We start from the raw sequence: 26458 nt of genomic DNA on the forward strand, positions 1-26458 counted from the left end.
GGCTTAAAGCGCGTCCAGAATGCGGCGCGCCTCGGTATGGCGATCCGCTAGCTTCTCGCGGTCCTCGCCGGGGAAGAAACGCCCGCGCAGCGCGGTGGCCATCGGGGCGGGCTGGGCGATCACAACACGCGGCCCGAGCTTGGTGGTTTCGGCCTGCCAACTGCGCACCAGCGCCATCTGCGCAGCTTTCGTCGCGCCGTAAATCCCAAAGAATTTTTGCCCCGCGCGGTCATCGTCGAAAAACAACGCCGTGCCTTTGCGCGCCAGCAAAAGCGGCTCGATCAGCCCGATCAACTGCGCCGTGGCGGTCAGGTTGACGGCGGTCGATGTCGCCAACTCCTTGGCGTCGATATGCGCTGTGGGCGACAGCGGCGCTGCATGGATCGCGCAATGTGCCCAAAGATCGACCCCACCCCAGCGCGCGGCCAGCGAATTGGCCAGATGCGCCATTTGATCGGGGTCGCTGACATCGAGCGGCCCAAGCGAGGCGGTGCCGCCAAGCGCCTGCACCCGATCATCAAGCTCTTCAAGCGCGCCGGATGTGCGCGCCACGGCCATGACGTGATAGCCGTCCGCAGCCAGCGCCTCGGCCAATGCTGCCCCCAGGCCGCGCGAGGCGCCGGTGATAAGGGCGAGTTTTTTATCTTGCGTCGGATCTGTGCTCATGGGGGCAGTCTTTGCCACCGCACGCGCGTCCTTGCAAGAGCGCACACAGGGATGCGACGCAATCGCGCGGCTCCCTTCTTCCTCTTGATCGAAATATCCCGGGGGAGGGCGCAGGCCGGGGGGCAGCGCCCCCCTTCGCGACGTCAAAATGCAAAACGGGCCGAAGGTTTCCCCCCGGCCCGCAAAGCTTTGTGCAACCGGCTTAGCGCTTGGACACGTCCACGTAATCGCGCATCGTCGCGCCGGTATAAAGCTGACGCGGGCGACCGATTTTGTTGGTCGGATCCTCGATCATCTCTTTCCACTGCGAAATCCAGCCCACGGTGCGCGAGAGCGCAAAGATCGGGGTGAACATCGAGGTCGGGAATCCCATCGCCTCTAGGATGATGCCGGAATAGAAATCGACGTTCGGATACAGCTTTTTGTCGACGAAATAGGGATCTTCCAGCGCGATGCGTTCCAGTTCTTTGGCGACCTGAAGCGTCTCGTTGTTATGCACGCCCAGCAGGTCCAGCACCTCATCGGCGCTTTCCTTCATTACCTTGGCGCGCGGATCGAAGTTTTTGTAAACGCGGTGACCAAAGCCCATCAGGCGGAAGGGATCATTCTTATCCTTGGCGCGCGCGATATATTCCGGGATCTTGTCCACGGTGCCGATTTCGCGCAGCATTTCCAGACAGGCTTGGTTCGCGCCGCCATGTGCCGGGCCCCACAAACAGGCGATACCGGCGGCGATACACGCGAACGGGTTGGCCCCCGACGAGCCGGCCAGACGCACGGTCGAGGTCGAGGCGTTCTGCTCGTGATCGGCATGCAGCGTAAAGATCCGGTCCATTGCCTTGGCCAGCGCCGGTTCAACCTTGTAAGGCTCGGCAGGCACCGAGAAACACATGTTGAGGAAGTTCTCGGCATAGCCCAGATCGTTGCGCGGATAAACGAAGGGCTGGCCGATCGAATATTTATACGCCATCGCGGCAATCGTGGGCAGCTTTGCGATCAGGCGCATCGAGGCGACTTCGCGCTGCCACGGATCGTTGATATCAAGGCTGTCATGGTAAAACGCCGACATCGCGCCAACCACGCCCACCATCGTCGCCATCGGGTGGCTGTCACGACGGAACCCACGGAAGAAATTGTGCATCTGCTCATGCACCATCGTGTGGCGCGTGATGCGATATTCGAAATCTTCCAGCTCGGTTTTGCTCGGCAATTCGCCGTTCAGCAGTAGGTAGCATACCTCGAGGTAGTGCGATTCGTTGGCCAGTTGATCAATCGGGTAGCCGCGATACAGCAGCTCGCCCTTGTCACCGTCGATAAAGGTAATCGAGCTTTCGCAAGATGCCGTGGAGGTAAAGCCGGGATCATAGGTGAACACGTCAGCCTGCGCATACAGCTTGCGAATGTCGACCACGTCGGGGCCGGCAGAGGGCGACAGCACCGGCAGCTCATAGGTTTTTCCATCAAGCGTCAGCGTGGCGGTCTTGGAGGTCTCAGCCATGAATATTCCCTTTCAATCGTCCGGCTGGGCCGCGCCGGTTGGTGACGTCCGGGGTCGGTCCCGGAAAGGGCGGCCAGGCCTCAGGCCGCCTTGTCGCTCAATCTCGCCAAGGTTTCCTCTTGGCCAAGAACAAGCATCATCTCGAAAACGCTGGGGGTGGCGGCGCGTCCGGCAAGGGCTGCGCGCATCGGGGCTGCAACCTTTCCAAGTCCAAGCCCATGAGCGCTGGCGACTTCTCCAACGGCTGCCTCCAGTTCTTCCCGCGTCCAATTAGCGCGTTGCAGCACAAAGGTCAATTCTTTCAGTATACCACGGGATACATCGTCAAGCGCCTTAGCGGCTTTTTCCTCAACTTCGATTGGGCGGTTTGTCAATGAAAAGTGCGCTTTTTCAATAACCTGCTCTAAAGTTTTGGCGCTGACCTTCACGAAAGGGAGTGCCAAGAGCAACGATTGACGTTGAGTTTCCGTGAGGGGATTTTTTTCTGCAGCTGCGAGATAGCCCTCAATTTCGCCTAGCAATTGGGCATCTTCAGTGATCGCGATATGTTGACCACAGATATTCTCGAGTTTCTTGAAATCGAGACGCGCGGGCGACTTGCCGATACCGTCCAGTTCAAACCAGTCCTTCGCCTGTGCATCGGTAAAAAATTCGTCATCGCCATGGCTCCACCCCAGCCGTGTCAGGTAGTTGCGCATCCCCGAGGCCGGATAGCCCATCGCCTGATATTGCTCGAGCCCAACCGCGCCGTGGCGCTTGGACAGTTTCTTGCCATCGGGGCCGTGGATCAGCGGAATATGGGCAAAGACCGGAACGTCCCAACCCATCGCCTGATAGACCTGAATCTGGCGTGCGGCATTGGTCAGGTGGTCATCGCCGCGTATCACATGGGTCACGCCCATATCGTGGTCATCCACGACAACCGCGAGCATATAAGTGGGTGTACCATCGGATCGTAAACAAATCATGTCATCCAGTTGGTCGTTGCGGATCGTCACATCGCCTTGCACTGCATCCTTGATCACCGTCGCGCCCTCGCGTGGGGCCTTGAGGCGGATCACGAAAGGCGCATCGGGGTAGGTGGCGGGATCAGCGTCGCGCCACGGGCTTTGAAACAGCGTGGATTTGCCCTCGGCGCGCGCGGCTTCGCGAAACGCAGCGATTTCTTCCTGGCTGGCAAAGCACTTATAGGCGCGACCAGAAGCAAGCATCTCATGGGCGACCTCGGCATGGCGCGCAGCCCCGGCGGCTTGACTGACGACCTCACCGTCGAAATCCAGTCCCAGCCAATCAAGCCCTTGCAAGATCGCAGCCGTCGCCTCGGGGGTCGAGCGCGCGTGATCGGTGTCCTCTATCCGCAGCAAGAATTTCCCGCCATGGCCGCGTGCAAACAGCCAGTTAAACAGGGCCGTGCGCGCGCCACCGATATGCAGGTAACCGGTGGGCGAAGGGGCGAAACGGGTGACGATTTTCTTGGTCACGGGCTGCTGCGACATCTGGGGCCTTTCTACCGCGCGGGTTTGAGCGCGCGTTAATCTTTTGGAAACCATAAAGCGCTTAGGCTTTCTCGGTTGGATGCATAAGCAGGGACGGGGCGCAAGACAAGCGTGGCTTGGCAAGGGATCGGATCGCGCCCGCGTGAGGGTGCACCACTGGGGCCGCGCGCGCGTCGCGTTCTGGGCTTGCTGTGGCATGCTGTTTTCGCCGGATTGGAAAACCCCGCGCTGGCGCTGACGCGGGCAAGGGCGAAGCTGTTTCTCTGGATGCCCGTGGCTTTGTCGCTGGGCATCGGGGCGTATTTTTCTACGCCCTCAGAACCGAGCGTGCCGCTTTATGCCTGCGTCGGGATAGCCGGGCCGCTTTCTTTATGGGTCTGGCTGCGCGGTGCGGAATGGGCGCGCTTTCCTGCCGCGATTCTTGTGCTGGCCTGCGCGGGGTTCGTGCTGGCGGGCTGGCGGGCGCAGTCCGTTGCGGCGCCAGTGTTACCCTATCGCTATTACGGGCCCGTCGAGGGGCGGGTGATCGGGATTGATCGCGCGGCCTCTGACAAGCTGCGCATCACGCTCGATCAGGTGCGCATTGACGCGCGCATCCAGCCCAAACGCGTGCGAATTGCGCTGGGCGATATGGGCGATGGCGATGTGCCCCCGCCCGGCAGTTTCGTGATGACCACCGCGCATCTGATGCCCCCGCCGCCGCCCGCCGCGCCGGATGCCTATGATTTTCGCCGCGCCGCTTGGTTTAACGGGTTGGGCGCGATCGGCTATACCAGCGTGCCGGTGATGCGCTTTGCCCCGCCCGCCCGTCGCGATCTGGGCCTCAGCGCGCATCGCGCCCGACGGACCTTGTCACAGGCGATTCAGGCGCGCATTTCGGGTCAATCGGGCGCGATGGCGGCGGCGATCCTGACGGGCGATCGCTCAGGGCTCAGCGAGGCCACGCGAGAGGATATGCGCCGCTCCAACCTTGCGCATCTGATCGCGATTTCGGGGCTGCATATGGGGCTGCTTGCGGGCTTCGTTTTTGCATTGGTGCGCTATGGGTTGGCGCTATGGGGCAATCGCGCGCTAGTCTGGCCGGCCAAAAAGATCGCCGCGATCGTCGCGCTGCTGGCGGCAACCGGGTATCTCTGGCTGTCGGGGGCCGCTGTGTCGACACAACGCGCGTGGATCATGGTGACGGTAATGCTGCTGGCGGTACTGATCGACCGACGCGCCCTCAGCCTGCGCACGGTGGCGTTAGCGGCGACCCTTCTGCTGATCTGGCGACCCGAAAGCCTGATTGCGCCGGGCTTCCAGATGTCTTTTGCAGCCACCACTGCGCTGATCGTCGCGCTCGGCCCGTGGGCGCGGGTCGCGCGTCGTATCCCGCGCCTTTTGCGACCGTTGGCGATGCTGATCGCGACTTCGGTGATCGCGGGGGCGGCGACCGCGCCCATCGTGGCGGCACAATTCCATCGCGTATCGGAATATGGCGTTTTCGCCAATCTTTTGGCGGTGCCTGCGATGGGGATGGTGGTGATGCCGGCTGGGGTGATCGCGGCGATTTTGGCGCTTGTCGGGTTATCGATGCCCGCGCTCTGGGTGATGGGGCTTGGTACGCGTTGGATACTTGCCGTGGCACAGTATTTCGCAACGATTGAGGGGGCGGTGGTGCCCGTGGTGGATCCCGGCCCATGGGTGATTCCGCTGTTGGTGCTGGGAGCACTTGGCGCGGTTCTTGCGCGCGGAGCAGGGCGAAGCGTCGCGATCCTGCTGATGGGTCTAAGCGTGTTTTTCTGGCTCAACGCTTCCGCCCGCCGCCCCGCGATTCTAATCGCGCCCGAGGGGGAGTTGGTCGGGTTGATGACCCCGCAGGGTCGCGTACTGTCGAAATCTGCTGCAAAGTTTGTTGGGGCGCGTTGGCTTGAAGCTGATGGCGATATGACTAGCCCGCAGGAGGGCGCGAAACGCGAAGGCTTCAATGGTCCGAACTCCGCGCGCGTGGCGGAAATTGCAGGGCGCAAACTGATCCATCTGAGCGGAAAGAGCGCGCAATCCAATCTCGCCTTGCTGTGCCACGACAATGCGCTGATCGTGACCAACGCACGGGTAAAAACTGTGCCCGCCGGCTGCGATCTCTGGGATCAGACGCGCCTAAAACGCACCGGCGCCGTGGTGCTGGACGGGCAGGGCCACCTCCGGTCACAAGCCCGTCCCGGCCCACGATTGTGGAACCGCTAGTTTTCATCTAGCCAAAAATACTCATCTCGCGTCGTCCCCCACGAACGCACCACCGATCAAGGGGTGCCAGACGCAAAAAAGGGCGCCCCGCAAGACGCCCCGTTATTTCGCATGTTAGAGCCATTCAATAGCTGCGGATCAACCCAACAAGCCGCCCTTGAACCTTGACCTGATCGTCGCGCAACAGGCGCGTTTCATAGGCCGGGTTGGCGGCCTCGAGCGCGATCATGCCATTGCGGCGATAGAACCGCTTGAGCGTGGCCTCATGCCCCTCAACCAGTGCCACCACGATATCGCCGTTCTCTGCCGTGCCGGTCTCGCGGATCACCACGATATCGCCATCGTTGATCCCGGCCTCGATCATCGAATCGCCCTTAACCTCAAGCGCGTAGTGATCGCCACGCCCCGACACCATCGCACCGGGCACAGCTACGTGATGGGAGACTTCCGAGATCGCCTCGATCGGGACACCGGCGGCAATGCGGCCCATCACCGGCAATTCCAGCGCATGCACCGCCTCAACCGGCATCGCATTGCGCGGCGGATCAACCTTATCCCCCGCAATCACTTTAGGGCTAAAGCCAGAGGGCGCGCCGAATTTCTTTTCCAATACTTCGGGCAGCTTTACGATTTCGATCGCACGCGCACGATGGGCCAGACGCCGGATAAACCCGCGTTCCTCAAGCGCCGTAATCAAACGGTGAATGCCCGATTTGGAGCGCAAATCCAGTGCGTCTTTCATCTCGTCGAACGAAGGCGGAACCCCGTCGCGGGTCATCCGTTTCTGAATAAATTCGAGCAGTTCCAACTGTTTACGCGTCAGCATTCAAATCCCTCCGTCGTGACTTTCGTCAGGCGTTCGGGTTATGTTCTAGACTCGTTCTTGCCTATTGTCAACGCTCTCGCCACATCAAGCTTAATCGAGGCGCAGGATATCGACGCGTGCGCCGGCCTGACGCGCGCCATCATCCTTGGGCCGGATCAGCAGGCAATCGGCGGTGGCAAGCACCCCCAGAACCGAAGAATCCTGAGCCGCGAAGGGCGTCACGCGGGGTAGCGGATCGCCGGGGCTCAGCGTGGCGCGCATGTAATGGGTGCGCGCGCCAGTGGGGGCAACATCAACTGCCAACTCGGCGGATTCGATGCACGGGGCAGGGTCAAGCCCCTGCAATTTCGCCAGCATCGGGCGCAGGAACAGCTCGGCGCAGACGGTGGCCGATACCGGGTTTCCCGGCAGGCCCAGCATTGCCGCGTTGCCCATCTTACCTGCCATAAGCGGCTTGCCCGGACGCATCGCGATCTTCCAGAAGGCGCGCTCCAGCCCCAGTTCGCCCGCGACCTCGCCCACTAGATCATGCGCGCCAACCGAGGCACCGCCAGAGGTCACCACCAAATCGGCCCCCTTGGCCAGCTCGAACACCGCGCGCAAGGAGTCGCGATCATCGCGCGCGATCGGCAAGAGACGCACGCACGCGCCAGCGGACTCGGCCAACGCGGTCACGATAAAACTATTGGAGCAGATAATCTGATCGGGGCCGGGCGTTTCGCCGGGCATCACCAGCTCATCGCCTGTCGCGATCACTGCGACTTCGGGGCGGCGATAGACGCTGAGTTCCGCCACGTTCATCGAGGCCAGCAGCCCCAAATCGCGCGCACTCAGCGGGCGTTTTGGGTGAAAGCTGTCGCCGCGTTTGAAATCCTGCCCTTCGGGGCGGATATTGCCATGGGTTTCAAGGTCTTGCGCCAGCGTGATTGCGTCATCCTCGCGCGTGACATGCTCCTGCAGCACGACGACGCCATCAGGGCCGGGCACGGGAGCACCGGTAAAGATGCGCACGGCCTGACCGGGGGACAGCGGCCCCTGATAGCTGCGCCCGGCGGCGGATTCGCCCTCGACCCGTAAGCGCGCGCCGGGGCGGTGATCGGGGGCCGCAAGCCAGTAGCCATCCATCGCCGAGGCTGAAAACGGCGGCTGAGTCAGCTGCGCCTGCGCGGGCACGGCCATCACTCGGTCACGCGCGTCGCGCAGCGCCACGGTTTCGCACCCCAGCGGGGCCACCAATGCCAGAACTTTCTCCAGCGCCTCTTCGACTGACAGCATAAGCTAGGCCTCGTATCGTCCGGATTTCCCACCATCTTTAAGCACGACGCGGATGCCTTCGATGGTCATCGATTTTTCCACCGCCTTGAGCATGTCATAGACGGTCAGCGCCGCGACAGAAACCGCGCTCAGCGCCTCCATCTCGACGCCGGTCTGACCCGAGGTCTTGACGGTGGCCGTAATTCGCACGCCGGGTAGGCCGGTATCCGACGTCAGTTCCAGCGTGACTTTGGTGATCGGCAGCGGGTGACACAGCGGGATCAGATCGGCGGTTTTCTTGGCGGCCATGATGCCCGCGATCCGCGCGATGCCCAGAACGTCGCCCTTTTTCGCGCTACCCTTCAGAACGAAATCAAGGGTTTCGGGGCGCATTTTTACGCAACCTTCGGCCACGGCGATACGGTCGGTCACGTCCTTGTCCGAGACATCCACCATATGCGCCTGTCCGGCCTCGTCGAAATGGCTCAGGCTCATGCGACCTCCAGCAATTTGGCGGTGGCTGCGGCCACATCGTCTTGCCGCATCAGGCTTTCGCCAATCAGGAAGCGGCGCGCACCGACTTGCGCCATCGCGGCGAGGTCTTCGCGGGTGAAAATACCGCTTTCACAGACCAGATCGCGCCCGGCATCCAAGATCGCAGGGGCCAGTTCGCGGGTGACATCCAGCGTGACCTCGAAGGTCTTGAGATTGCGGTTGTTCACGCCCAGCAGCGGCGATTTCAGATGGGTGAGAGCGCGCTCCAGTTCCTCGACGTCATGCACCTCGATCAGCACATCCATGCCCCAGCCCATTGCGGCATTTTCCAGTTCGACCGCCAGCGTATCTTCGACCGAGGCCATGATAATCAAGATGCAGTCGGCTCCCCAAGCGCGCGCCTCGGCGACCTGATAGGTGTCATACAGAAAATCCTTGCGCAACGTGGGCAGGGCGCAGGCGGCGCGGGCGGCGCGCAGGAACTCGGGCGCGCCCTGAAATGAGGGCGTATCGGTCAGCACCGACAAGCAGGCCGCGCCGCCTGCCTGATAGGCTTGCGCCAGCGCGGGCGGGTCGAAATCGGGGCGAATCAAGCCCTTGGAGGGCGAGGCTTTCTTGATTTCCGCGATCAGCCCGTAGCCGTCAGCCGCCTTGGCACTCAGCGCCTTGGCAAAGCCGCGCGTGGGCGATTGAGCGCGTGCCTCGGCCTCAATGTTGCCAAGCGGGCGGGCGGTTTTGGCAGCGGCAATTTCATCAAGCTTATAGGCCTTGATCTTGTCGAGGATCGTGCTCATGCGCTGACCTCTTGCGTGATGCGCGCCAGCGTTTCCAGCGCGGTCTTGGCACGCCCGGAATCGATGCTGTGCGCGGCCATTTCGGCCCCCGATTTCAGATCGCCCACTTTGTCGGCCACCACCAGCGCGGCGGCGGCGTTCAAAATCGTCGCATCGCGATAGGCAGACTTTTCACCCGCCAGCACCGCACGCAAGGCGGTCGCGTTTTCAGCAGGCGTGCCACCCAGCAAATCGCGGAAGGGATGCACGGGCAGCCCCGCATCTTCGGGGTGGATCGTGCGCCCAGTCACCTTGCCATTTTCCAGCGCGGCGACCTCGGTCACGCCGGTGATCGTGATCTCATCCGTGCCATCCGAGCCATGCACAAGCCACGCCTTCTCACTGCCCAGCATTTGCAGCGTCTCGGCCATCGGCCAGATCAGATCGGGGGCAAATGCACCGGTCAACTGACGCTTGACGCCTGCCGGATTTGTCAGCGGCCCCAAGATGTTAAAGATCGTTTTGCAACCCAGTTCCAGACGCACTGGCATGACATGTTTCATCGCCGGATGATGGATTTGCGCCATCATAAAGCCGATCCCGGCCTCGGCCAAACCGCGCTCGGTGGCCGCAGGTCCGGCCATCACGTCGATTCCCAACTCGCTTTGCACATCCGCCGTGCCCGAACGCGAGCTGGCGGCGCGGTTGCCGTGTTTGGCGACCGGCACACCTGCACCCGCCACCACAAAGGCAGCAGCGGTCGAGATATTAAGCGTGTGCATCCCGTCGCCACCCGTGCCCACGATGTCGATCGCGCCCTCGGGGGCGGTGACGGGCACACATTTGGCGCGCATCGCTGCCGCCGCAGCAGCATACTCCGACACGCTTTCGCCGCGCGCACGCATCGCCATCAGCAGGCCGCCGATCTGGGCCGGGGTGGCCTCACCGGTGAACAGCACCTCAAACGCGGCCTCGGCCTGCGCGCGGCTGAGCGGGCCTTCGGAGGCCGCAAAAATCAGCGGTTTCATCGCATCACTCATGCGGGCACCTTCAGGTCAACGCCTGCCTCTGTCAGAAAATTTTTCAACATCGCATGGCCGTGTTGCGAGGCGATGGATTCGGGGTGGAACTGCACCCCCTCGATCAGCTTTTCGCGATGGCGCAGCCCCATGATCGTGCCATCGGCCAGCTCGGCGGTGATTTCTAGACAATCAGGCAGGCTTTCGCGGTCTACCACTAGCGAGTGATAGCGCGTCGCCAACAGCGGCGAGGGCAGCCCAGAAAACACGCCTTTGCCGTGATGCAGGATCTCGCCCATCTTGCCATGCACGATCTCGCTATGGCGCACGACTTGGCCGCCGAATGCCTCACCAATCGCCTGATGGCCCAGACAGACGCCCAGCAACGGCAGGTCCGCTTGGGCCGCGGCCAGCGTCAGCGGCAGGCAAATCCCCGCCTGCGCGGGATCGCAGGGACCGGGTGATAGCACGATCGCCTCGGCCCCCATGCCCATGGCCTGCTGAACGTCCAGTGCATCGTTACGCCAGACTTGAACATCTGCGCCCAGCTCGCCGAAATAATGCACCAGATTATAGGTGAAGCTGTCATAATTATCGATGAGCAGCAGCATGGCCGGGCCTCGCGTTTTTATGATCCTTGGCTTGCCCTTGAAAAGATGTGCGCAAATTTGCGCCTGACATCAAAAGAGGGGTGAACCGGGGAACGGGTCAGGCTATAGATGCAATTAGCAGCGGGGTAGGGTCAAGGCCTCGCGCGATATGAAGGGCGCGCAAAACGACGCGCGTGGGGCAGTGGAGGCAGGCAGATGATGGCATCGGTGCTCAAAGGTGTGGCGCTGGGAACCGGGGTGAGTGTGCTCGCTCTGGGCGCGGCCTCGGTTATGGCGCCCTTGCCCAATTCAACCCAACCCGTGCCCGCAACCGCTAACGCACCAATCAAGCAAGCGGGGCAAGATGTAGCCCCCGCCGCCAGTCCTGTCGATGTGCCTGCGGGGTCTGATTTCGCGCGTGGCCCGTCTGACCGGGTGCCCGATATGCCCAATCCGGCAGGCGCGCCGTTAAGTGCGCCCAATGCCGCACCGCGCGCGCCTGTCAGCCAGTCAAATAACGATCAGGCTGATATGACGATTGCAGGCACCGATCCGGGCGTGCGCCCGGTTGCTGATCCAAGGGCTCCGGTGCCCCAGCCCCAAGAGCCGCTGACAGCAGACGCGTTGGCCCAAGCGCCGGCGCCAGAGCAGCCGATCCCCGTTCCCCCGCCCGGCGAGGTGCAAACCCCCGAGCTTGGTGCAAACGAGGCGATGGCGGGGACGGATGCCCAGATTGCGATGACCGAGCCGGACGCGAATGCGCCGGATGCAGGGGCCAACGCGCCCGCGGATGCAAGCGCGCAGATGCCGCCCGAAAGCCCCGATAGCAGCGCGCTCGAGCAGGGGAGCGCACCCGAACCCTTGGGAGATGCGGGGATGCAGATTGCGCAAAATCCGCAGTCCGCGCACGTGAGGGGCGCTGGCTCGGCGATGCCAGAGGCAGCGGGTATGCCGCCATTGCCCGATGTGCAGGATTTCGGTGTGGCCAAAAGCGCGATGCCCGACATGGCCCCCGCGCCGCAGGTTCGCGCCACGATTTCCACCCCTTCTACGCCCCAGCCGGTGCCGGGCCCATCCGTTCCCAATGTCGTGCAAGCTGAGATGCCAAAGCCCGCAGCCGATGCGCCCGTACAGCCCGCAATGACGGGGCAAGAGCAGCCAAATCCTGAGTTGCGTCCTGATGAGCCGCGCCCGCCGGGAATGGCTGGACCCGCCCCAGAACAGGGCGCGCCAGCCAAGCCGCGCGTCATCACTTTGGGCGATGAACCGCGCCGCTTGCCGGGGCAGCCGGTTCAGGGCTTTCGCAGTGCGCCCAATGTGGTTGTTGATCGTCTCCCCCAGATTGGCGCGGCTAGCGAGCCTGCGACCGATGCCACGCCCGAGGATGGAAACGGTGATGGCGCAGATCAAACGCCCGCCGCCGATAACCCCGATTTGCCGCCAATCGAGCGTTACGCGCTGCCCTTCGTGCATGACGATGCCAAATCGCTTTATTCCGTGGTGTTGATTGATCCGGGTACGGCGGCTGGCGGGCTGGATGTCGATACGATTGCCGCGCTTGATTTCCCCGTCACCATCGCGATCGATCCCACCCGTTCCGATGCGGCTCAAGATGCGCAAACCTTGCGCGCGGCGGGGCATGAGGTTGCGATCTTGGCGGCAGATTTGCCCTCCGATGCCACGCCCGAAGACCTTGAGGTCGCACTTGAAGCGTGGCGTCAGGTGATCCCCGAAGCGGTGGCGGTGGTCGAGCGCCCCAAGCCGGTGTTCCAGAACACCCGCAAACTGGCGCGCCAGATGGTGTCGACGCTGGGGCGCGAAGGGATGGGGCTGGTCACGCAGGATCGCGGTTTTGATTCCGCCAATCAGATCGCATCGTCAGTGGGTTTGCCGCGTGCAAAGGTCTGGCGGGTGCTGGATGGCAATCGTGAAAAGGCCCCGGTGATCGAGCGGATGCTGTCGCGCGCCGGCTTTGAGGCGGATCGCGGCGGCAAAATTGTGGTGATGATGTCGGCCTGGCCCGAGACTGTGAGCGCGCTTACCGGGTGGGCGTCCGATGCGGCGGCGAAATACGATCTCGCCCCGGTCTCGGCGGTGGCGCTGCAAGCGGTGCAACCCGACACGCCGAACAACTGACGCGCCGCTTTCAGGCGGCGCGCAGCGTTCGCAATTTAGCTGTTGTTTCGCGATTGCACGAACAGGCCCGCATCCTCGGCGGCGCGGCGCAAGGCGTTGGATTTATGCACGCTTTCCTGATACTCGGCCAGCGGATCGCTGTCATAGACAACACCGCCCCCGGCTTGGATATACAGCGTCTCATCCTTGACCAAAGCGGTGCGCAGCGCGATGCACATATCCATCTCGCCATTGGCGGCGAAATAGCCCACGGCCCCGCCATAGATGCCGCGTTTTTCGGGTTCCAGCTCGTCGATGATTTCCATCGCGCGCACTTTTGGTGCCCCCGAAACCGTGCCTGCAGGCAGCCCCGCCAGCAGGGCTGACAGCGCATCCTCGCCATCGGCCAACTCGCCCACGACGTTCGAGACGATATGCATGACGTGGCTATAGCGCTCGATGATGAATTTCTCGGTCGGGTGGACGGTACCGATTTTGGCCACACGGCCCACATCGTTGCGTCCTAGATCAAGCAGCATCAGATGCTCGGCCAGTTCCTTTTTATCCGCCAGCAGGTCTTCTTCCAGCGCCTTATCCTGCGCCGGGGTTGCCCCGCGCGGGCGGGTGCCTGCGATGGGGCGGATGGTGACCTCTCCGTCGCGCAGCCGCACGAGGATTTCGGGGCTGGCGCCGACAATTTGGAAGCCGCCGAAATTGAGGAAGAACATGAACGGCGAAGGGTTGGTGCGCCGCAAGCTGCGATAAAGCGCAAACGGCGGAAGCGGGAAATCCGCCGACCAGCGCTGCGCTGGCACGACCTGAAAGATGTCGCCCGCGCGGATGTAATCCTTGGCGCGCTCGACGGCGGCCATGTAGCTGTCTTGGGTGAAGTTCGAACGCATCTCGCCGACCTGACGCATCTCACCCAGATTGCGCCCCTCATTGGGCGCGCGGTCCAGATCGCGCAGCGCATCCGACACCCGCTCAGCCGCTTGTGCATAGGCCGCGCGTGCCGACAGACCCGAGGACTGAAACGCGGGCGCGCATAAAATCACATCGCCCTTCACCCCATCGAGCACCGCCACGACAGACGGGCGCAGCAACATCGCATCGGGCACGCCGATGGGGTCGGGGTTCACGTTGGGCAGATGCTCGACCAGACGGATCGTGTCATAGCCCAGATAGCCAAACAGCCCGGCGGCAGCAGCGGGCAGCCCCTCGGGCATCTCGATGCGGCTTTCAGCAATCAGCGCGCGCAGGCTCTCAAACGGATGGCCGGGCAGGTCTTCCCATGCCTCGTCAAAGCGCGCAGCGCGGTTGATGCGCGCCTGCGTGCCGCGACATTCCCAGATCACATCGGGCTTCATTCCCACGATGGAATAGCGCCCACGCACTTCGCCGCCCGTCACCGATTCCAGCATGAAGGAATTGGGCTGTGCCTCGGCCAGCTTGAGCATCAGCGAAACCGGCGTGTCCAGATCAGCCGCAAGACGCGCATAGACAAGCTGGTTTTGACCCTTGGCCCATTTGGCCTCGAATTCCTCGAACGACGGCGAAAGAGCGACCACCTGAGGCCTCCTATTGGATCTGCGACTGCACCGCTGTCACGGCCTGACTGTCAAGCGTGAAGCCCGACTCACCCTCGACGGCAGTGGCGTAGAAATTGAGCATGTCATTGGCCAGAGATTGCGACAGTTGCTGCGCGATCTGACCCGAAATCAACTTGGTGTCGGGGTCGTTCATATCGGCGTCCATGATCTTGTCAGTGACGACGATATAAACCTTGTCATCCGCGCTGACCTGCGCCGCCTTACCCGGATCGGTGTCAAAGACCTTGCCGATCACGGCAGGCGAGAGATCATCGGAATAGCCGCCGCGCGCGATAGAGGGCACGGTCGTGGTCAAAAGCCCCGTGGCGCCCAGTGATTTGCCGCCTGCGATCTCGGCCAGCACGTCCTTGGCGCGCGCTTCCTTGGCGCTCAGCGCTTGCGCGTCATGCCACGCGCTGGCCACCTTGTCGCGCACCTGATCGAACGGGATCGGCGTGGGCGGCACGATTTTGTTCAGGCGCAGCGCAAACACCCCGCCATCGGCAAGATTGCCCATTTCTGGGAAGTCGTCTTTGGTCACAGCCTGCGCGGTTTTGCGGAACTCGTCATAGCCCGCGATGCCATCATTGCTGTCGGCGGTAAAGGCGATCTGGCCCAGCTCCATATCGGTTTCCTTGGCCATGTCTTCCAGCGTCGCGCCGCCCGCCAGCTTGTCGGACAGGCTTTCGGTTTGCTGGGAAATCTCGCGCCGGGCGGCGTCGGTTTCGGCCTCCCCTGCAAGCTCCTCACGCGCATCCGCAAACGATGTTTCCTGCGCCGCGATGATGCCGTTCATCGACAGCAGGGCAGGGCCCAGATCGGTCTCAATCGGGCCAACCACGCCCGGCGATTTAAGTGCGAAAACCGCAGCCCCAGCCTTGCCCAACTCGTCTTGCGTGACATCGCCCAGATCGGCGTCTTGCAGGGTTAGGCCGCGCTCTTTGGCGAGATCGGCGAAGCTTGCCTTGCCCGCGTCCAGCTTGGCCTTGGCGGCCTCGGCTGCTTTCATATCGGGATAGACCAGCCGCTCGACCAAGCGCTTTTCGGGCTGCTTGAACTCGGAGATGCGCGATTGGTATTCCTGCTGCAATGTCGCGTCGTCGATCTTGACCTTATCTTTCAGCATCTCGGGCGTGAGCCACGCATAGGTGATGTCGCGCGTCTCGGGCGCGGTGAAATCGGCGATGTGATCTTTGTAATAGGCCTGAAGCTGTTCATCGGTGGGCTTGGCAATTGGGGTTGCCAGATCGGATTCGGTGATTTCGGCCCAAGTGAAGCCACGCCTTTGCGATACGAATTGCGTGTAGGCATCGGTCACCGCCTCGGGGGCTTTAACGCCACCACCCACGGCACTTTGGATGATCGAACGCGCCAAGTCACCGCGCAGCTGCGCCTCGAACTGCGGCTCACTATAGCCCTGTTGGCGCAGCGCGAATTTATAGGTTTCACGATCAAACTTGCCGCTGGCATTTTGGAATGCTTGCACATTCATGATCTGCTTTTGCAGCTCGGTGTCGCCGACCGACACACCCAGCGAGCGCGCGGCTTCGCCCAAGCTGGCCTCACCGATCAGACGGCCCAGAACTTGTTGATCCAGACCTGCCGCCTGCATCTGCGCCATCGTCACCGGCTGACCCAGTTGCTGCGAGCGGGTTTGCATTTCCTGACGTAACGCGCGGGCGTATTCGTTGACCGGAATCTGCGTCTCACCCACCGAGCCGACCGATTTCACATTGCCCGAGAACGAGCTGAGGCCAAAGCCGCCAAGCCCCAGCACCAGCATTGCCAGCAAAATCCAGACGACCACGCTCTTGCCGTGACTGCGCAACTTCATGGGCTATCCTCCTCGGACGTATCTTTTGGCGGTGTTTAGGGCTTTGGTTGCAGGGCTGCAAGGCGTGCCATGACCTCACCGATGGCGGCGGTGTCGATATTGGCAAACGCGATGCGCATCTGACGCGCCGCTTGCGGGCTGTTTTCGGGCATGAACATGGTGCCCGGCAGCATCAAGACCCCCGCCTCACGCACGAGCGCGCGGGCATATTCGGGCGAAGGGCGCGGGTCGGGGTGGGTGGCATAGGCGAAATAGGCACCACAGCCGAGCAGTTCCCAGCCCTCAAGCGCGTTGATCCCCTGCGCCATTGCCGCGCGACGCGCAAGAATTTCGGCGCGCTCGCCTGCCAGCCAGTCGCCAAGATTTCGCATCCCCCAAAGCGCCGCCATCTGGCCAAGCTGGTTGGGGCAGATCGCGACCGTGTCGAGGAATTTCTCAACCTCGGCTAGGCGCGCCTCGCTGGCCACAATCGCGCCCACGCGGTGGCCGGTCAGACGATAGGCTTTGGAGAAGCTGTAAAGCTGGATGAAATAGTCAGACCAGTCGGGATCGGTGAACAGGTCATGGGGGGCGCCCTCGCGGCTGTCGAAATCGCGATAGGTTTCATCCACGATCAGCGCGATGCGGTGGGCGCGCGCCAGTTCGCCAAACGCGCGGATCAGCTCGGCGGGATATTCCGCGCCGCCGGGATTGTTGGGGCTGACCAGAACGATGGCGCGGGTGCGCGGCGTGATCTTGGCGCGCGCCTCGTCAGGGTCGGGCAGCAAGCCCGCACCGGGGGCCAGAGGCACCGTGCGCACGCCCGTCATATCAAGCCACATTTTATGATTGAAATACCAAGGGGTCGGCAGGATCACCTCGTCGCCCGGTCCCGCAAGCGTGGCCAGCACCGCGCAAAACGCCTGATTGCAGCCCTGCGTAATCGCGACCTGCTCGGGCATGACGCTGCCGCCATACTGGGGGCTCCATTGCGCTGCGATTTCGGCGCGCAACTCGGACAGGCCCAGAACGGGGCCGTAAAGATGGGCTTGCGGGTCATGTAGCGCGGCCTGTGCAATCGCTTGGCGCAGCCCTTCGGGGGGCAGATCAAGCGGCGCGGCTTGGCTGATATTGATCAACGGGCGCTCGGGCGGGAATCGCACACCCTCCAGCCAGCGCTGCGCCTCCATCACCGGCGGGGCGAAGGTGGCGGCAATTGCGGGATTGAGCGGGTGGGGCATCGGGCGTCCTTTGGCTGATCGCGCGAGATCACCAGAGGGCGCGGCGATTGGCAAGATGCAGATGCCTCCGGCGGGAGTATTTATGGCCAGATGAAAGATTAATCCGGTTTACGCTTGCGCAGCGAAAAGCCGTGGCGCGCCCGCCATTCATGCACGGTCAGCGCGATCACGATCACATCCAATGCGCTGAGCAGTAGCATCGCTGTGCCATGATGCAGGCTCCAGAGGTAAAGCTGATATGTAACAAAAGCCGTGAGTAGCACAATCGCGCCGGGATAGGCCCACAGCACGCCGCGCATCAGCAAGATCACCACAAGCAGCTTCAGCGCGCCGTGGCTGGTAAAGTAAAAGCCGTAAAAGCTTTGCGTTTCGATCGAGAAATGGCGCGCGCCATTGAGTAACGCATTGGCGATCACATCTTTTGGGTCTTCGCTTAGCTCGCGCTGGGTCAACCATTGAGCCATGCGTAAAACCGCATTGCCTGGCATCCCAAGCAGAGCCAGCCCCGAGAGCGTTTCTGCTGCCGCAAACAGCCCCTTGAGCAAAAGGCTGGCCTCAAACGCCCAATGCAGGAACTGTTCAAAGCGAGAATTGGGCGCGCGCAGGCGCATCGGCTTAATCCGTGCCGCGATAGGGCTGCACATATTGCAGCGCCATGTCCCACGGGAAGAAGATCCAAGTGTCCTGACTGACCTCGGTGATGAACGTGTCGACCAGCGGCTCGCCTTGGGGTTTGGCGTAGCAGGTGGCGAAATGGGCCTTGGGGAACAGGTCGCGCACCAGTTGCAGCGTCTTGCCGGTATCGACCAGATCATCGACGATCAGCACACCTTCGCCGCCGTTTTCCATGAACGACGCTTGCGGCGGTTTGATGACCTCGGGGTCGCGCTGTTCTTGATGGTTGTAGCTTTTCACCGAGATCGTATCGACCATGCGGATATCAAGTTCGCGCGCGACCACGGCTGCGGGCACCAGACCGCCCCGGGTGATCCCGAGAACGCCACGCCAGCTGCCTTGGTCAGGCCCTTTGCCATCCAGCCGCCACGCCAGCGCGCGGGCATCGCGATGCAGCTGATCCCAGCTGACATGAAAGCCTTTTTCATGGGGCAGAAGCTCGGGCATCGGTCTCTCCTCAAGTCAGAGCGCGTTTTAGGTTAGGGCGAGTTTGAGGCCGAGCAGGGCGAGTAACCCGCCAAAGACGCGCTCGATCACGGATTTCAGGTTCAGATAGATAGCGCGGGTTTTGTGCAGCGAAAACACGCGCGCGACGAGCACATTCCAGCCCGCATCGTTGAAAAACACGATGCCAAGGATCACACCATAAGCCCAAAGCGGGGTGGCGGGCGGGATGAAGGTTAAGAAAAACGTGCCAAAGAAGACGGCGGCTTTTGGGTTGGCGAGCTGGGTCGAGACGCCTAGCCAGATCAGGCGCAACGGCGAGCGATCTTTTGGCAATGCGGGTAGATCTGCGTCCAGCGGGTCACCGGAATGGCGCCACATCTTATAAGCCATATAAAGCAGGTAAGCGGCGCCTGCGAATTTCAGAAGCGTCAGCAAGGCCGGGGCCACTTTAAACACTAGCGCCAGCCCAAACAGCGCCGCCGCTGCCCAAATGCACGCCCCCAAGCCGATCCCGATTGCCAGCCAGACGCCGCGTGCAAGGCCTTCGCGCAGACTGGTGCGCATCGTCAGCAGCACCGCAGGCCCCGGCGACATCGCCGCCGCCAGATGCACAAAGTAGATCGCCGTAAAGGCCGCGAGGGTCATTGTGGTTGCTCCCGATCAGTCTTTGCGACCGGTGACCACATCAATATCGGGCGCATCGACCGCCTTCATGCCCACGACGTGATAGCCCGCATCAACGTGCAGCGTCTCGCCCGTGGTGCCGCTGCCCAGATCAGACAACAGGTACAGCGCAGCCTTGCCGACCTCTTCCTGCGTCACATTGCGGCGCAGCGGCGAGTTCAGCTCGTTCCATTTCATGATATAGCGGAAATCGCCGATGCCGCTGGCGGCTAGCGTCTTGATCGGGCCGGCGGAAATCGCATTGCAGCGGATGCCGTCCTTGCCCAGATCCTCGGCGATATATTTTACCGATGCCTCAAGGGCCGCCTTGGCCACGCCCATCACATTATAATGCGGCATCACCTGTTCAGCGCCGTAATAGGTGAGCGTAAGCAGCGAGCCGCCATCGCCCATCAAGGCCGAGGCGCGCGCGCAAACAGCGGTGAACGAATAGACCGAGATATCCATCGTCATTGCGAAATTGTCGCGCGAGGTGTCAACGTAACGCCCGCGCAGCTCGTTCTTATCCGAGAAGCCGATCGCATGGACGACGAAATCCAGCTTGCCCCATTTTTCCTTGAGCGTGTCAAACAGCGTATCAATCGAGTCGCCATCTGCGACATCACATTCGATCAGCGTGTCGGCCCCCAATGTTGCCGCCAATGGCCCCACGCGTTTCTTCAGCGCCTCGCCCTGATAGGAAAATGCCAGCTCTGCGCCAGCCTCTCCTAGCGCCTTGGCGATGCCCCAGGCGATGGATTTATCATTCGCGAGGCCCATAATCAGGCCGCGTTTGCCCACCATCAGGTTGTTCGACATGTCAGGTTTTCCCTCGCTGCGCTCTGGTAAGTCCGTTTGCTTTAGGCGAAAGGTGAAGACGCATCAAGGCCGCTGACCTGCGCGAACGCCTATTCCAAGCGGGGGCAGGGGGTGGCCGTCACGCTGATGGAGGGTGATATGAGTGACCGGAGTGGGATTTTCGCGGGCGAAAACCCGTTTGCGATTGCACAGCGCTGGCTTGATGAGGCGCAAAGTGCCGAGATCAACGACCCCAATGCGATTGCGTTGGCGAGTGTCGATGAAGACGGAATGCCGAACGCGCGCATGGTGCTGCTGAAGGAAATCGAGGGGGTCGAGATGCCCTCGGGCGGGGCGTTCGTGTTTTACACCAATTATGGCTCGGCCAAGGCGCGTGAGGTCGAAAGTGCGGGTAAGGCGGCGTTCGTGATGCATTGGAAATCTCTGCGCCGCCAGATTCGGGTGCGCGGCTTGGTGACGCGTGAAGAAGGGGCGCAGGCAGATGCCTATTATGCGTCGCGTTCGCTCAAATCGCGGCTTGGGGCATGGGCCTCGCGACAAAGTGAGCCACTGTCATCGCGCGCGAGCCTAATGGCGGATGTTGCAAAGATCACCGCGACGCATGGCACGAACCCAAAACGCCCCGAGTTCTGGGGAGGGTTCAGAATCAAGCCCTTGGAGATCGAATTCTGGGCGGATGGCGCTTTTCGTCTGCATGATCGGTTCCGCTGGACGCGCCAATCAGGCGATGCCGCGTGGCAAATCACGCGCCTAAATCCCTGAATTTCACGCTTCGTGAAATGCGAACTCACTTGAATCACGAGGAATTCTCTTGATGATCTATCTCTTGGCGCGCGACACTGTATGCGGAAAAGATAAGCGAACAGGAAAGCCCGAACATGCAGACGGGATGGAAGATGTTAGGCGAAAGCCCCGAAGTGCTGAGCGAGATCACCGGCGAGGTAAAGTGGTTCGATCCTGTGAAAGGGTTCGGATTTATTCTGGATCAAGGTGGTGGGCCGGACATTTTGCTGCATGCCAATGTCTTGCGCAATTTTGGGCAGGGCTCGGTGGCCGATCATGCGCAGATCTCGGTCAAGGTGCAGACCACTCCGCGAGGGTCGCAGGCGGTCGAAGTGCTGACGATCGAGCCGCCCGAGGGCGAAATCGTCGCGCCGATCGAGGATCTGGGCGACAACTCTCCCGAGGAGATCATCGCGCTGCCGCTAGAGCCCGCGCGGGTGAAGTGGTTCGAAAAGACCAAGGGCTTCGGGTTCGCCAATGTATTCGAGCGCGACGAGGACGTGTTCATTCATATGGAAGTGCTGCGCCGCTCGGGTTTTGCCGATCTGGCACCGGGCGAGGCGGTGTGTCTGCGCGTGATCGAGGGCAAACGCGGTCGCATGGCGGCGCAGGTATTGGCATGGGACGCAAGTTCGCGCCAATCGCGCTAGGCGCCGCGCTCTCGCATTTTTTGGTCTTGGGAATGGCGCTGTTTTTGAGCGTCTCGATAGCCAGCGCGCAAACACAAACCGCGCCGCCCCAAACCACGCCAAACTGCCGCGACGATCTGGCGATCTTGCGTCATGACGGGCAGCTCAGCCAATTCAACGTCGAGATCGCCGCGACCCCCGCCGAGCGCGCGCAGGGGCTGATGGGGCGCACTCATCTGCCCAGCAGTGCAGGGATGTTATTTGTCTATCCCGACGCGCGCGAGGTCTCGTTCTGGATGCATGACACGCCGCTGCCGCTCGATATTCTCTATATTGATGCGACGGGTCGGGTGGCCAAGATTGCGCGCAACGCCAAACCTTATGATGACACGCCGATTCCCTCGGGTGCGCCGGTGCAATATGTTCTTGAGATCAACGGCGGACTGGCCGCACGTCTGGGCATCAGTGAGGGCAGTCAGCTTGCCCACCCCGCGATTGATCAGGCGCGCGCGGCATTTCCCTGTCCGTGACCCCTTTCCTTGGCCGCGCGGTGCGGTTATGAAATGCGCAGTCGGGGCGTAGCGCAGCCTGGTAGCGCGTCTGTTTTGGGTACAGAAGGTCGTGAGTTCGATTCTCGCCGCCCCGACCATCCCTCTCTTGTGGTTGATTTGTGTTCGCCACTACATCTTGTGGTGGTTCTAGGATGTGGCCCTAGAGTCACGCCCAGAGATTTCGCCAGAAAAACCGTCATCCCTCTGTCATATTGTCCACAAGATATTGTGGTGTGTGGATGAATTGCCCACATTCACGGCTTCGTTACCGCCAAGTCATAAGGATCACAGGCATTTTTTGCCCTCTCGCGATCAAGCTTATCCACAGGGACGGTGTGGGTGAATCAGGTGGCAGCCGTGAATCCTTGCGGGTCAATATAAAAAACGCTCCCGATAGCCTTAAAGATTCGTTGACGGATCACTCGACCTACGGCAGGTTGTGGTTCGTCAGCATCGTAAACACCAGATGTAGTGGGGCGAGCGGGCTAAGGGACAGTAGTTGGGACGTAGCACCACCGTGTTGCGGCGACTCGCATTCTAGCAATGCGAGCGGTCGATCTGCCTTTGCCGCCTGCTAAGCTTCACTCGCGCATTGAAATGAGGAATTGGGCAGATGAAGATCGAGCGGAAATTTACCACCGAAGACACCGGCGCTTATGGCGCACTGGACTTCACGACGACGGCCTCGGAGATTCGCAATCCCGATGGCACGGTGGTATTTTCCAACGATAGCGTCGAAGTGCCCAAGCGCTGGAGCCAAGTCGCCTCGGATGTGCTGGCGCAGAAATATTTCCGCAAGGCAGGCGTCCCGGCGGCGCTGAAAAAGGTCAAGGAAAAGGGCGTGCCCGAATTTCTGTGGCGCTCGGTTCCTGATGAGGCCGCGCTGGCGGGTCTGCCCGAAGAGGCGCGCTTCACCGGCGAATCCTCGGCCAAGCAAGTGTTTGATCGTCTGGCGGGTGCGTGGTGCTACTGGGGCTGGAAGGGTGGCTATTTCACCACCGAGGCCGATGCACGCGCCTATTATGACGAGATGCGTTTCATGCTGGCCGAACAGATGGCCGCGCCCAACTCGCCGCAATGGTTCAACACTGGCTTGCACTGGGCTTATGGCATCGACGGGCCGGGCCAAGGTCATTTCTATGTCGACTACACATCGGGCAAGCTGACGAAATCCGCCTCGGCCTATGAACATCCCCAGCCCCATGCCTGCTTTATCCAGTCGGTCAAAGACGATCTGGTCGGCGATGGTGGCATCATGGACCTGTGGGTGCGTGAGGCGCGTCTGTTCAAATACGGTTCGGGCACGGGCACCAACTTTAGCTCGTTGCGCGCTGCGGGTGAGTCGCTTTCGGGTGGCGGAAAATCCAGCGGTTTGATGGGCTTTCTGAAAATCGGTGACCGCGCGGCGGGGGCGATCAAGTCGGGCGGCACCACGCGGCGCGCCGCGAAGATGGTGATCTGCGATATGGATCACCCCGATATCGAGCAATTCGTGAACTGGAAGGTGATCGAAGAGCAAAAAGTGGCCAGCCTCGTTGCCGGGTCTAAACTGCACGAGCGTGAGCTGAACAAGATTTTCACGGCAATCCGCGAATGTGACGGCTCGGATGAAACCTCGGTTGATCCCTCGACCAATCCGGCACTGAAAGACGCGATCAAATCCGCCAAGCGCGTGATGATCCCTGAAACCTATATCAACCGCGTGCTGCAATATGCGCGTCAGGGCTATGCCAGCATCGAATTCCCGACCTATGACACCGATTGGGACAGCGAAGCCTATGTCTCGGTTTCGGGGCAGAACTCGAACAACTCGGTGCGCGTGACCAACGCGTTCTTGCAAGCGGTCAAGGACGACGCCCCGTGGGAGCTGATCCGGCGCACCGATGGCAAGGTTGCCAAAACCATCCGCGCCCGTGAGCTGTGGGAGCAGGTCGGTCACGCCGCTTGGGCCTGTGCCGATCCGGGCATCCAGTTCCACGACACGGTGAATGACTGGCATACCTGCCCCGAAGACGGCGCGATCCGGGGATCGAACCCGTGCTCGGAATATATGTTTCTTGATGACACGGCCTGTAACTTGGCTTCGATGAACCTGCTGACCTTTTACAAGGACGGCAAGTTTGACGCGCAAGCCTATGTTCACGCGACCCGCCTTTGGACGGTGACGCTGGAAATTTCGGTGTTGATGGCGCAATTTCCGTCCAAAGAGATCGCGCAGCGGTCCTATGACTTCCGTACGCTGGGTCTGGGCTATGCCAATATCGGCGGTCTGCTGATGAATATGGGCTATGGCTATGACAGCGATGAGGGCCGCGCGCTGTGCGGTGCTTTGACCGCTGTGATGACGGGCGTGTCCTATGCGACCTCGGCCGAGATGGCGGGCGAGTTGGGGCCGTTCCCCGGCTATGAAAAGAACGCCGCCCACATGCTGCGCGTGATCCGCAACCACCGCACTGCGGCACAGGGCAAAACCAAAGGCTATGAAAAGCTTGCCGTGAACCCCGTTGCGCTGGATCATGCGGGTTGCCCCGATCAGGGTCTGATCGAGCTGGCGCAAAAAGCATGGGACGAGGCGCTAACCCTTGGCGAGAAGTACGGCTATCGCAACGCCCAAGTCTCGGTCATCGCGCCCACCGGCACGATTGGTTTGGTGATGGATTGTGACACGACCGGCATCGAGCCTGACTTCGCGCTGGTGAAGTTCAAGAAACTCGCCGGGGGTGGCTATTTCAAGATCATCAACCGCTCGGTTCCGGCGGCGCTTGAAAAGCTGGGTTATGGTAGCGCGCAGATCGAGGAAATGATCGCGCATGCCGTGGGACACGCCAGCCTTGGCAACTGCCCCGACATCAACACCACCACACTGATCGGCCACGGCTTCGGCCCGCGCGAGATCGAAAAGGTTGCGGCAGCCCTGCCGACCGCCTTTGACATCCGTTTCGTGTTCAATCAGTGGACCTTGGGCGAAGAGTTCTGCACGCAAACGCTGGGCATCCCGGCTGAAAAGCTGAACGATCCGACCTTTGATATGCTGCGTCACCTTGGCTTTACCAAGGCGCAGATTGAGGCCGCCAATAATCACGTTTGCGGCAGCATGACGCTGGAAGGCGCGCCGCATCTGAAAGACGAACATCTGGGCGTGTTCGATTGCGCCAATGCCTGCGGCAAAACTGGCAAGCGCTATCTGTCGGTGGAAAGCCACATTACGATGATGGCGGCGGCACAAAGCTTTATCTCGGGGGCTATATCGAAAACGATTAACATGCCCAACTCGGCCTCGATTGACGAAACGCTGGCGGCTTATGAACTGTCATGGTCGCTAGGGATCAAGGCGAATGCGCTGTATCGTGACGGCTCGAAACTCAGCCAGCCGCTCGCCTCGGCCCTTATCGAGGATGACGAGGAAGCCGAAGAAATCCTGACCAACGGTTCGGCGCAGGAAAAGGCCGCGGTGCTGGCCGAGAAGATTATCGAGAAGGTGATCGTCAAGGAAGTCGTGCGCAGCCATCGCGAGAAACTGCCTTCGCGCCGCAAAGGCTACACGCAAAAGGCTGTGGTCGGTGGTCACAAGGTTTACCTGCGCACTGGCGAATATGACGATGGCGATCTGGGTGAGATCTTCATCGACATGCACAAGGAAGGCGCTGGCTTTCGTGCGATGATGAACAACTTCGCCATCGCTGTGTCGGTTGGTCTGCAATATGGCGTGCCGCTTGAGGAATTCGTCGACGCCTTCACCTTCACAAAGTTCGAGCCCGCAGGCATGGTGCAGGGCAATGACAGCATCAAGAACGCGACCTCGATCCTGGATTATGTGTTCCGTGAACTGGCCGTGAGCTATCTTGACCGCACCGATCTGGCCCATGTGAAACCGCAAGGCGCGACGTTTGACGATCTGGGCGGCGGCGAGACCGAGGGCAAACCCAATATTGAGCCGGTCTCGGAAAAAGCCAGCAAATCGCTGGAAGTGCTGCGTCAGATTTCCTCGACGGGCTATCTGCGCAAGCGGATGCCGCAGGAACTGTTGGTGCTGCAAGGCGGGGGCGGGTTTAGCGCGCTGGCCGGGGGCGCAATCGGCGATGTTCTGACCAGCGAAACCGTGCAAGCCAAGGTCACCACGACGACCGCTGTGGCGACTGGCGGCGTGCAGATGGATGCGCGCGCCAAGGCCAAGATGCAGGGCTACGAGGGCGAGGCTTGCGGCGATTGCGGCAACTATACGCTCGTGCGCAACGGCACCTGCATGAAGTGCAACACCTGCGGCGCGACCAGCGGCTGTAGTTGATCAAA

General features: G+C 61.4%; 22 protein-coding genes and 1 tRNA gene. 7 read left to right on the top strand and 16 right to left on the bottom strand.

Annotated elements, in window-relative coordinates:
• Positions 1–3 precede the first annotated feature (3 nt).
• The 3 genes from ACN0SD_RS06755 to gltX all read right to left on the bottom strand — a co-directional run bounded on the left by ACN0SD_RS06755 (position 4) and on the right by gltX (position 3660).
• Positions 4–666, bottom strand: a complete 663-nt coding sequence (locus tag ACN0SD_RS06755; protein ID WP_417807457.1) for an SDR family NAD(P)-dependent oxidoreductase — start codon at positions 664–666, stop codon at positions 4–6.
• 202 nt (positions 667–868) lie between these two features.
• Entirely contained in the window at positions 869–2164 is a 1296-nt protein-coding gene (gene gltA / locus ACN0SD_RS06760) for a citrate synthase (RefSeq protein WP_417807458.1), read from the bottom strand.
• Positions 2165–2244: 80 nt separating this feature from the next.
• Complete coding sequence (gltX, locus tag ACN0SD_RS06765; RefSeq protein WP_417807459.1) at positions 2245–3660, bottom strand: glutamate--tRNA ligase; 1416 nt, start codon at positions 3658–3660, stop codon at positions 2245–2247.
• Between the two features lie 111 nt (positions 3661–3771).
• On the opposite strand from gltX, the gene ACN0SD_RS06770 reads away from it, so the two are divergent.
• Complete coding sequence (locus tag ACN0SD_RS06770; protein ID WP_417807460.1) at positions 3772–5886, top strand: ComEC/Rec2 family competence protein; 2115 nt, start codon at positions 3772–3774, stop codon at positions 5884–5886.
• A 124-nt stretch (positions 5887–6010) separates the two neighbouring features.
• Here the strand turns inward: ACN0SD_RS06770 and lexA are convergent, their stop codons facing one another.
• The 6 genes from lexA to ACN0SD_RS06800 form a co-directional block, all read right to left on the bottom strand.
• Positions 6011–6712, bottom strand: a complete 702-nt coding sequence (gene lexA, locus ACN0SD_RS06775) for a transcriptional repressor LexA (RefSeq protein ID WP_417807461.1) — start codon at positions 6710–6712, stop codon at positions 6011–6013.
• Positions 6713–6802: 90 nt separating this feature from the next.
• Positions 6803–7987: a gephyrin-like molybdotransferase Glp gene (glp, locus tag ACN0SD_RS06780; RefSeq protein ID WP_417807462.1), complete on the bottom strand. Its 1185-nt coding sequence runs from the start codon at positions 7985–7987 to the stop codon at positions 6803–6805.
• Positions 7988–7990: 3 nt separating this feature from the next.
• Positions 7991–8461, bottom strand: a complete 471-nt coding sequence (gene moaC, locus ACN0SD_RS06785; protein WP_417807463.1) for a cyclic pyranopterin monophosphate synthase MoaC — start codon at positions 8459–8461, stop codon at positions 7991–7993.
• On the bottom strand, positions 8458–9255 hold the full coding sequence (gene trpC / locus ACN0SD_RS06790; RefSeq protein ID WP_417807464.1) for an indole-3-glycerol phosphate synthase TrpC: 798 nt from the start codon (positions 9253–9255) through the stop codon (positions 8458–8460). Before trpC ends, moaC begins: the two co-directional genes overlap by 4 nt.
• Entirely contained in the window at positions 9252–10274 is a 1023-nt protein-coding gene (trpD, locus tag ACN0SD_RS06795) for an anthranilate phosphoribosyltransferase (protein WP_417807465.1), read from the bottom strand. The genes trpC and trpD overlap by 4 nt, the downstream gene beginning before the upstream one ends.
• Entirely contained in the window at positions 10271–10864 is a 594-nt protein-coding gene (locus tag ACN0SD_RS06800; protein ID WP_417807466.1) for an anthranilate synthase component II, read from the bottom strand. The genes trpD and ACN0SD_RS06800 overlap by 4 nt, the downstream gene beginning before the upstream one ends.
• Positions 10865–11059: 195 nt before the next feature.
• On the opposite strand from ACN0SD_RS06800, the gene ACN0SD_RS06805 reads away from it, so the two are divergent.
• Positions 11060–12979 (top strand): divergent polysaccharide deacetylase family protein, encoded by a 1920-nt coding sequence (locus ACN0SD_RS06805; RefSeq protein WP_417807467.1) that lies wholly within the window; start codon positions 11060–11062, stop codon positions 12977–12979.
• A gap of 35 nt (positions 12980–13014) precedes the next feature.
• On the opposite strand, the gene trpE is transcribed toward ACN0SD_RS06805, so the two are convergent.
• The 7 genes from trpE to fabI all read right to left on the bottom strand — a co-directional run bounded on the left by trpE (position 13015) and on the right by fabI (position 20205).
• Positions 13015–14526: an anthranilate synthase component I gene (gene trpE, locus ACN0SD_RS06810; RefSeq protein ID WP_417807468.1), complete on the bottom strand. Its 1512-nt coding sequence runs from the start codon at positions 14524–14526 to the stop codon at positions 13015–13017.
• 10 nt (positions 14527–14536) lie between these two features.
• Complete coding sequence (locus tag ACN0SD_RS06815; RefSeq protein WP_417807469.1) at positions 14537–16381, bottom strand: SurA N-terminal domain-containing protein; 1845 nt, start codon at positions 16379–16381, stop codon at positions 14537–14539.
• A gap of 35 nt (positions 16382–16416) precedes the next feature.
• Complete coding sequence (locus ACN0SD_RS06820; protein WP_417807470.1) at positions 16417–17601, bottom strand: aminotransferase; 1185 nt, start codon at positions 17599–17601, stop codon at positions 16417–16419.
• 98 nt (positions 17602–17699) lie between these two features.
• A complete protein-coding gene (locus ACN0SD_RS06825) occupies positions 17700–18245 on the bottom strand; it encodes a DUF2127 domain-containing protein (RefSeq protein WP_417807471.1) in 546 nt (181 codons plus the stop codon).
• Complete coding sequence (gpt, locus tag ACN0SD_RS06830) at positions 18217–18723, bottom strand: xanthine phosphoribosyltransferase (protein WP_417807472.1); 507 nt, start codon at positions 18721–18723, stop codon at positions 18217–18219. Before gpt ends, ACN0SD_RS06825 begins: the two co-directional genes overlap by 29 nt.
• Positions 18724–18750: 27 nt before the next feature.
• The gene (locus ACN0SD_RS06835; RefSeq protein ID WP_417807473.1) at positions 18751–19368 is read right to left on the bottom strand and encodes a LysE family translocator; all 618 of its coding nucleotides are present in this window, start codon (positions 19366–19368) and stop codon (positions 18751–18753) included.
• A 15-nt stretch (positions 19369–19383) separates the two neighbouring features.
• The gene (gene fabI / locus ACN0SD_RS06840; protein WP_417807474.1) at positions 19384–20205 is read right to left on the bottom strand and encodes an enoyl-ACP reductase FabI; all 822 of its coding nucleotides are present in this window, start codon (positions 20203–20205) and stop codon (positions 19384–19386) included.
• A 138-nt stretch (positions 20206–20343) separates the two neighbouring features.
• Between fabI and pdxH the strand changes: the two genes are divergently transcribed.
• The 5 genes from pdxH (at position 20344) to ACN0SD_RS06865 (ending at position 26453) form a co-directional block, all read left to right on the top strand.
• Complete coding sequence (gene pdxH / locus ACN0SD_RS06845; protein ID WP_417807475.1) at positions 20344–20967, top strand: pyridoxamine 5'-phosphate oxidase; 624 nt, start codon at positions 20344–20346, stop codon at positions 20965–20967.
• Between the two features lie 116 nt (positions 20968–21083).
• Complete coding sequence (locus ACN0SD_RS06850) at positions 21084–21638, top strand: cold-shock protein (RefSeq protein ID WP_417807476.1); 555 nt, start codon at positions 21084–21086, stop codon at positions 21636–21638.
• A complete protein-coding gene (locus ACN0SD_RS06855; protein WP_417807477.1) occupies positions 21608–22147 on the top strand; it encodes a DUF192 domain-containing protein in 540 nt (179 codons plus the stop codon). The genes ACN0SD_RS06850 and ACN0SD_RS06855 overlap by 31 nt, the downstream gene beginning before the upstream one ends.
• Positions 22148–22189: 42 nt before the next feature.
• Positions 22190–22266: transfer RNA gene (locus ACN0SD_RS06860), tRNA-Pro, on the top strand.
• Positions 22267–22781: 515 nt separating this feature from the next.
• Positions 22782–26453 (top strand): vitamin B12-dependent ribonucleotide reductase, encoded by a 3672-nt coding sequence (locus ACN0SD_RS06865; protein WP_417807478.1) that lies wholly within the window; start codon positions 22782–22784, stop codon positions 26451–26453.
• Positions 26454–26458 lie beyond the last annotated feature (5 nt).

Source organism: Thioclava sp. (assembly GCF_048263065.1).
In the GTDB taxonomy this organism is placed as follows: Bacteria; Pseudomonadota; Alphaproteobacteria; order Rhodobacterales; family Rhodobacteraceae; genus Thioclava.

Bases quoted from the DNA above. Each gene is read 5' to 3' on its own strand.
- ACN0SD_RS06755 (WP_417807457.1), bottom strand. From the start codon at position 666: ATGAGCACAGATCCGACGCAAGATAAAAAACTCGCCCTTATCACCGGC.
- gltA (WP_417807458.1), bottom strand. From the start codon at position 2,164: ATGGCTGAGACCTCCAAGACCGCCACGCTGACGCTTGATGGAAAAACC.
- gltX (WP_417807459.1), bottom strand. From the start codon at position 3,660: ATGTCGCAGCAGCCCGTGACCAAGAAAATCGTCACCCGTTTCGCCCCT.
- lexA (WP_417807461.1), bottom strand. From the start codon at position 6,712: ATGCTGACGCGTAAACAGTTGGAACTGCTCGAATTTATTCAGAAACGG.
- glp (WP_417807462.1), bottom strand. From the start codon at position 7,987: ATGCTGTCAGTCGAAGAGGCGCTGGAGAAAGTTCTGGCATTGGTGGCC.
- moaC (WP_417807463.1), bottom strand. From the start codon at position 8,461: ATGAGCCTGAGCCATTTCGACGAGGCCGGACAGGCGCATATGGTGGAT.
- trpC (WP_417807464.1), bottom strand. From the start codon at position 9,255: ATGAGCACGATCCTCGACAAGATCAAGGCCTATAAGCTTGATGAAATT.
- trpD (WP_417807465.1), bottom strand. From the start codon at position 10,274: ATGAGTGATGCGATGAAACCGCTGATTTTTGCGGCCTCCGAAGGCCCG.
- ACN0SD_RS06800 (WP_417807466.1), bottom strand. From the start codon at position 10,864: ATGCTGCTGCTCATCGATAATTATGACAGCTTCACCTATAATCTGGTG.
- ACN0SD_RS06805 (WP_417807467.1), top strand. From the start codon at position 11,060: ATGATGGCATCGGTGCTCAAAGGTGTGGCGCTGGGAACCGGGGTGAGT.
- ACN0SD_RS06815 (WP_417807469.1), bottom strand. From the start codon at position 16,381: ATGAAGTTGCGCAGTCACGGCAAGAGCGTGGTCGTCTGGATTTTGCTG.
- ACN0SD_RS06820 (WP_417807470.1), bottom strand. From the start codon at position 17,601: ATGCCCCACCCGCTCAATCCCGCAATTGCCGCCACCTTCGCCCCGCCG.
- ACN0SD_RS06825 (WP_417807471.1), bottom strand. From the start codon at position 18,245: ATGTGCAGCCCTATCGCGGCACGGATTAAGCCGATGCGCCTGCGCGCG.
- gpt (WP_417807472.1), bottom strand. From the start codon at position 18,723: ATGCCCGAGCTTCTGCCCCATGAAAAAGGCTTTCATGTCAGCTGGGAT.
- ACN0SD_RS06835 (WP_417807473.1), bottom strand. From the start codon at position 19,368: ATGACCCTCGCGGCCTTTACGGCGATCTACTTTGTGCATCTGGCGGCG.
- fabI (WP_417807474.1), bottom strand. From the start codon at position 20,205: ATGTCGAACAACCTGATGGTGGGCAAACGCGGCCTGATTATGGGCCTC.
- pdxH (WP_417807475.1), top strand. From the start codon at position 20,344: ATGAGTGACCGGAGTGGGATTTTCGCGGGCGAAAACCCGTTTGCGATT.
- ACN0SD_RS06850 (WP_417807476.1), top strand. From the start codon at position 21,084: ATGCAGACGGGATGGAAGATGTTAGGCGAAAGCCCCGAAGTGCTGAGC.
- ACN0SD_RS06855 (WP_417807477.1), top strand. From the start codon at position 21,608: ATGGGACGCAAGTTCGCGCCAATCGCGCTAGGCGCCGCGCTCTCGCAT.
- ACN0SD_RS06865 (WP_417807478.1), top strand. From the start codon at position 22,782: ATGAAGATCGAGCGGAAATTTACCACCGAAGACACCGGCGCTTATGGC.